Origin of the sequence: Mangrovicoccus sp. HB161399 (assembly GCF_013184745.1) — a bacterium.
Classification (GTDB): Bacteria; Pseudomonadota; Alphaproteobacteria; order Rhodobacterales; family Rhodobacteraceae; genus Mangrovicoccus.
Genome location: NZ_JAATVU010000120.1, coordinates 1 through 3,975, shown reverse-complemented (window position 1 = coordinate 3,975; position 3,975 = coordinate 1). Strand labels below are relative to the sequence as shown.

Below are 3,975 nucleotides of genomic sequence, written 5' to 3'. Positions count from 1 at the left end.
GGTCATCCACCGCCGTGGCGGAGATCTCCAGCACCGCCTCGCCATCCCCGAGATCGATGGTCGAGGGGATGTTGAGAGTCAGGAGCGTTGGAGGTGTGGTGTCCGCGGCGGATTGCTCTTCTTCGGAAACTACAGACCCGATCTGTATTTCAGTATTCACACCGAGGGACTGCAGTTCGCTAGCGGCATAGGTCCTGCTATTCCCGGCAAGGTCTTCAACGGTCGCACTCCTGATCGTCAAAATTCCGGTCCGGGAAGACAGGCCTACGCCATAATTCGTTGTCACCTCCCCATAGGTCCAACCTCCGCTGGACGAACTGGACGAGCGAGAGGAACTGGAAACTGCGCCCGACACGATGCCGCCGAATGAGAGACTGACAGAACCGATACCGGAATAGTCATCTCGCGCCCGTGCGCTGATCGAGAAGCTAACTTGACCGGACGTGGCTGCAGGAAGATTAGTCGGGATCGTGAGAGACTGAAGGGTCGGAGCGGCAATGTCGGTGTCGAAAATCATCTGAATTCCAGTCGCAGACCTTGCGCACGATGACGCAAAGATTTTTTATTTCAAGGCCTTGTAGCTATTCCCAACAAGGAGATGCGAAGTTTATTATTAATATAAATTAATCAAAATACGAAACCCATGAAAGCAAAAATAACGCACTTCGCGTCAATTCGGCGCAACCGGCTTAGCGCTAGATCTCTGATCCATGACGATGGTTCGCCCCGGCATCCCACCCGAGCCGCGCCTCCACCACCTGCCCCGCCGCGTGGCACGCCGAGCACCGCAGCCGCGCAACCGACGCCGGTCAGACGCAACGGCACGGCACTGTGCAAGTCCTTCATTCGACGCAACCCAATGCACGTAAAAAATTGCACAACATGATAAGCACTTCTCGACAGCAGACCTCCTTCCATGTATCCCTGATGAGGTAACGAACGGAAATATTCTTCGAATTCCGGCGTTTCTTTAGGGGAGAGGAAAATATGAGGAAAATTATATGTGCTGCGGCGATGGTCGCGGCGCCTGTCTTTGCGCATTCATCCACTCTGCTGGATGGTGTCGAGGTCACCGAGGCGTTCGTGCTGTCCGCGCCGGATGACACGGCTTCGTTTTCATACGAGACCGGAGGACAGAGTTTCAAGCTTTCGGGCATCTCGGTCGCGGGCACCGATGCCCATGACGGCGACTCCCTGTCGCTGGTGCTCTACGGCCTCGACTCTGCAACGACTCCGTTTTCAACGGTGATCGACCTGTCACCGACAAGCCCTTCGGCTGCCTTGGCATATTCGGCGATCTCGGATTTCGTGATTTCGAGCGATTTCACCGTGGAATTCTCGATGACCGGCGCGCCTGCCAATGCGGGCATCACCTTCAGCTTCACGCCGCAGGCCGTTCCGGTCCCAATGGCCGGCATCCTGCTCGGCACCGCGCTGCTGGGCGGCGGCGCCTTCGCTGCCCGCCGGAAGGCATCCTGACCGGCGGACCCGCGCGCCCCGGAAGGCGGCGCGCGGCAAATCGGGTATGGACGCTGCGCTTTCCTTTTTCAGTTTGGCCTGCTGAACGATAGATGCCGAGGGATAGGAAGTTCGACCGCGTCTGGAATCGCGTTCGGCCATCACTGCGCGAGGCCGCGTCACGTTCCCCCGGAACCCGAGCATGCCAGAATTGCTGTGCAGCAGCGAGGGCCGACCACCCACCGACAGGTCAGGCACCGGCACTAATAGCCGCAGACACGGTGATTTCCAGGTGGCGGGGCCAAGCCACTCTAGGAGGTGGCTTGGCACACCGCAGGCCATGCATGGGTCTGAACAATAAAAGCAATCATCCAGACCAAAAGCTCTTGGGGAGAGTGCACGACACGCCTCAACATACGTTAACAATTATTAAGAAAGTGTTAACCAATCCTTCAAAAGGGATGTGTCCGAGAAAAGAGCCACAATCCTCATGCACCATCTGCTTCGCCCACCCGGATCTTGCAGAGCGCGGTGATCTCGTTGCCATCGAGAGCATGCGCAACGGCGGCCCCGTCGCCAGAGATCACCACCGACGCCACAACGCGCATTTCTCCGTCGAAGAACAGGACTTCCAGCGGCCCAAGAGGATCCGGTTCTCCGGCCTCATTCGAGCGGCGCATGCCGATCATTTCGATGGCCATGAAAAAGCTCCAACGCGAAAGCTGATTTTGCAGAACACCCCGCCTCAGAGCGATAGCACCCCTCACGGCAAGTCGGCTGAGAGTGACCTGCCACCAAGAGAATCGCAAAATGATAAAAATTAAAAAAGAATTAACATTGCAAGTCTTGAAGTCCATCTAAGGTTGTGGACTCATGGGTGCATAGTTGACGTGTAATATCTTGATAATTGTGGAAACTTTTGTTCCCCGTACAAGTTTCTTTCAATCAACATCTGTGTCGCCATGTTTTCATGGCGGCACTTTTTCATTGAGAGAAATCATGGCCGCCTTTCCAGGGGGTGGGGTCACGCCATCCATCCCGCCGCATTGCACGGCGAGCACCACCAATGGCCAAGAAAAAGGCCGGGGCGTGAAACCAGACCCATAGCTCAGGCGATGGCCTTCCCGCATTTCGAGGCGAGCCATGCGTCCGAGAATTCCCGCTCGGCATGCGTGGCACCGCTGTCCAGCACCGCCGCCGCATGGAACAGGCCGTTCATGCCGGTCGTCGAGCCGGAGGCGGACAGGCTGATCCTGGCCAGCTGATTGTCCGGCCAGGCGGCGTGGGCCGCAAATTCATCTGCCATGGGTCGGCCTCCTCATGGAGAAAGATCAGGCAGGCCCCGGACAAGCGCCGGGGCCTTGGGTTGGTTCATGCGGTTCCGGCAAGGTTGCCGATCTCGGCCTCGGTCAGGTGGCCGGTGAAGATGCCGGTCTTGCCGTAGCTGTTGCCTTGCACGCCAGTTGTCCGGCCAACCTCGAGGTAGGTCCGGTCGGCGGCTGCCGCGGACGTGTAGTGCGTCCAGACCCGGAAGTAGCCGCCCATGTCGATGGCCCCATGGGCGATGCCAGCGGACGACACCCCATCGGTCGCGAATGCCAGGGTCGTCAGCGAGTTGATGTCACCGTTGATTTGGCGCAGCGTGAAGTAGCCGTTGCCGGCATCCAGCGGGGCATCGTCACGCATGTCGCAGACCACGGTGTAGTCCCCCGCTCCGAGCTGGGGCATTCCGAGCCCGTCAAGGCTGTCCGCCCGTATGAGCTGCGTATCCGCCAGGGCGAGCCAGCCAGCCGTGAGCGTCTGCCCGCCGTCCCAAACCGCATCGGAGAAGTCTGGCGAGACGAGGCTGCTGGCCCAGGACAGGGTGGACGCAACGGTTGCGAAGGAGAAGTTCGCTGCGTCGCTCGGGGTGCCGAGGACCGTTTCGACAACGCCTGCCGGAAGGGTGACCACGAAGGTCCCGTCCGTCACCAGATCGGCATCCGGGGTGATGGTCAGCACCGCACCGCTGACGCTGGCGGTGAACGCCACCGGGCTGCCGCTCTCGGTCAGGGTGGGAGTGCCGACCAGGACCACGTCCTGATCGTAGGTGACGGTGATCGCCGCATCGACCGCAACGCTGGTCTGTCCGCTGGCCGGGTAGGTCGAGAGGATGGCAGGTGCCGGTTCCACTACCCCGCCGAGAGACGCAAGCTCCGCCTCGGTAGCGTGGCCGTTGAACAGAGCCGGGTTGCGGTAGCTGGTGCTCTGGACAGACGAGAGATGGCCGAGGTCCAGGATGACCCGGCTGTCTCCGGTTCCGGACACGGTGATGTGGACCCAGAAGCGGACCATGCCGGACCCGAGCGGCATAACGCCCACCGCCACGAACCCTGCTGCCGCGACCGCCTCGCTGGCGAAGTTGTAGCTGCCGGTCTGGTTCGTGAACCCGAAGTCGGTGAAGCCGACGCCGATGAGGCCATACTCGCTGTCCAGCGGCGCATCATCCCGCATGTCAACGCAGAAGGTATAGTCGCC

The 3,975-nt window shown here is 59.9% G+C and carries 5 protein-coding genes; 1 reads left to right on the top strand and 4 read right to left on the bottom strand.

Translation table 11 applies throughout. The annotated features are described in order from the left end of the window. The coding region (locus HCC78_RS30000; RefSeq protein ID WP_172332418.1) for a hypothetical protein at nucleotides 1-517 on the bottom strand (517 nt) is incomplete at its 3' end. 470 nt (nucleotides 518-987) lie between these two features. Between HCC78_RS30000 and HCC78_RS29995 the strand changes: the two genes are divergently transcribed. Further along, nucleotides 988-1,479, top strand: a complete 492-nt coding sequence (locus HCC78_RS29995) for a hypothetical protein (protein ID WP_172332417.1) — start codon at nucleotides 988-990, stop codon at nucleotides 1,477-1,479. A 467-nt stretch (nucleotides 1,480-1,946) separates the two neighbouring features. On the opposite strand, the gene HCC78_RS29990 is transcribed toward HCC78_RS29995, so the two are convergent. The 3 genes from HCC78_RS29990 to HCC78_RS29980 all read right to left on the bottom strand — a co-directional run. Further along, complete coding sequence (locus HCC78_RS29990; RefSeq protein WP_172332416.1) at nucleotides 1,947-2,159, bottom strand: hypothetical protein; 213 nt, start codon at nucleotides 2,157-2,159, stop codon at nucleotides 1,947-1,949. A 407-nt stretch (nucleotides 2,160-2,566) separates the two neighbouring features. Beyond that, complete coding sequence (locus HCC78_RS29985; RefSeq protein WP_172332415.1) at nucleotides 2,567-2,764, bottom strand: hypothetical protein; 198 nt, start codon at nucleotides 2,762-2,764, stop codon at nucleotides 2,567-2,569. 65 nt (nucleotides 2,765-2,829) lie between these two features. Continuing rightward, the coding region (locus tag HCC78_RS29980; RefSeq protein ID WP_172332414.1) for an Ig-like domain-containing protein at nucleotides 2,830-3,975 on the bottom strand (1,146 nt) is incomplete at its 5' end.

Bases quoted from the DNA above. Each gene is read 5' to 3' on its own strand.
- HCC78_RS29995 (WP_172332417.1), top strand. From the start codon at position 988: ATGAGGAAAATTATATGTGCTGCGGCGATGGTCGCGGCGCCTGTCTTT.
- HCC78_RS29990 (WP_172332416.1), bottom strand. From the start codon at position 2,159: ATGGCCATCGAAATGATCGGCATGCGCCGCTCGAATGAGGCCGGAGAA.
- HCC78_RS29985 (WP_172332415.1), bottom strand. From the start codon at position 2,764: ATGGCAGATGAATTTGCGGCCCACGCCGCCTGGCCGGACAATCAGCTG.